The 1,198-nt window shown below is 67.0% G+C and carries 1 protein-coding gene and 1 pseudogene; one reads left to right on the plus strand and one right to left on the minus strand.

What is annotated here, in order from left to right; all coding sequences use genetic code 11:
• A partial coding sequence (locus ACFV3E_RS46765; protein ID WP_500542655.1) for a helix-turn-helix domain-containing protein occupies positions 1-233 on the minus strand: 233 nt, incomplete at its 3' end.
• Positions 234-572: 339 nt separating this feature from the next.
• Here ACFV3E_RS46765 and ACFV3E_RS46770 point away from each other — a divergent pair.
• Positions 573-1,198: pseudogene (locus ACFV3E_RS46770) on the plus strand (IS701 family transposase); the annotation flags it as partial.

The raw sequence follows: 1,198 nt of genomic DNA on the forward strand, positions 1-1,198 counted from the left end.
GCGAGGAGATCGATGACCGTGTGCACGTAGGCGTGGGCGGTGCCCACGCTGATCCGGAAGCCGGCCGCGATCTGCGCGAGGGTGTCGTGCTTGCGTAGGTACACCAGTGCGACCAGGGCCCGCTGCGAGGGTCGGAGCTTGCAGCGGCGGTCACCCTCCCGGGTGACGATCAGCATCGTCACCCACTCAACCAGCGCATGGGGCAGGTCCAGTGCGGCAGGATACGTAACCAACGAGGCTCCCCGGCAGAAGAGTTGAGACGTCAGACATCTCGCTCAACCGCCGGGGAGCCTCGTCCGTTCTGCACGGGTCGCCGGCCAGTCGGCCGTCACCCGATCGGTGGCCCCACTGAAAAGGCTCAGTGGTCCCGGATGCGGCAGCCACCAAAACGATCCCACCGTGGCCGATCGCTGCGGCCTCACTGGCCAGGTAGAGCCGACGACGGCGCTCATCGAGATGAGGCAGGATCCGATCGAACTTGGCCCGTAACACGGGGACAGGCGGACGCACAGGCATGTTCCACCTTCCCCCCAACTCCACCAGAACAAGCAGTAATTGAAATACAAGCCCCCGGCCGCACCGAGAACTGCCAGATCGGCGTCTCCGCCGCCTACGCCACGAGCCGGGGCCGGGCCCTGATCGACCGTGAGCTCTACTTGCCCAAGACCTGGGCCGACGATCGTGAGCGCTGCCGCGCAGCCAAGGTCCCTGACGAGCGGGTATTCGCCACCAAGGGCGAGTTGGCCAGGCACATCGTGCTGCGGTCCCTTGCCTCGCCACTGCCTATCGCCTGGGTCACCGCGGACGCCGCCTACGGTCAGGAGAGCCGCTTTCGCCGACTGCTGGAGCAGTCAGGCGTCGGCTACGTGCTGGCCGTGCCCAAGTCCCAGTTCACGGTGGGCTGTCCCCGCATCGACGGGCTGTTCGCGCAGGCCCCGGCCGAAGCATGGGAGAGGATCTCATGCGGTGACGGCGCAAAGGGACCACGTGTCTACCACTGGGCGGCAGTACGGCTGCCGGCCGTCGCCGAGTTCTACTACCAAGGCGAGATTCCCCACCGAATGCGGTGGGCGCTGGCCCGGCGCAGTATCCGCAAGCCCGACGAGATCGCCTACTACCTCGCCTACGCTCCCCTGGGCACCACCGTCCAGGAGTTGGTCCGGATCGCCGGGACGCGCTGGGCGATCGAGGAGTGCTT

This window comes from Streptomyces sp. NPDC059718 (assembly GCF_042733315.1).
GTDB lineage: Bacteria > Actinomycetota > Actinomycetes > Streptomycetales > Streptomycetaceae > Actinacidiphila.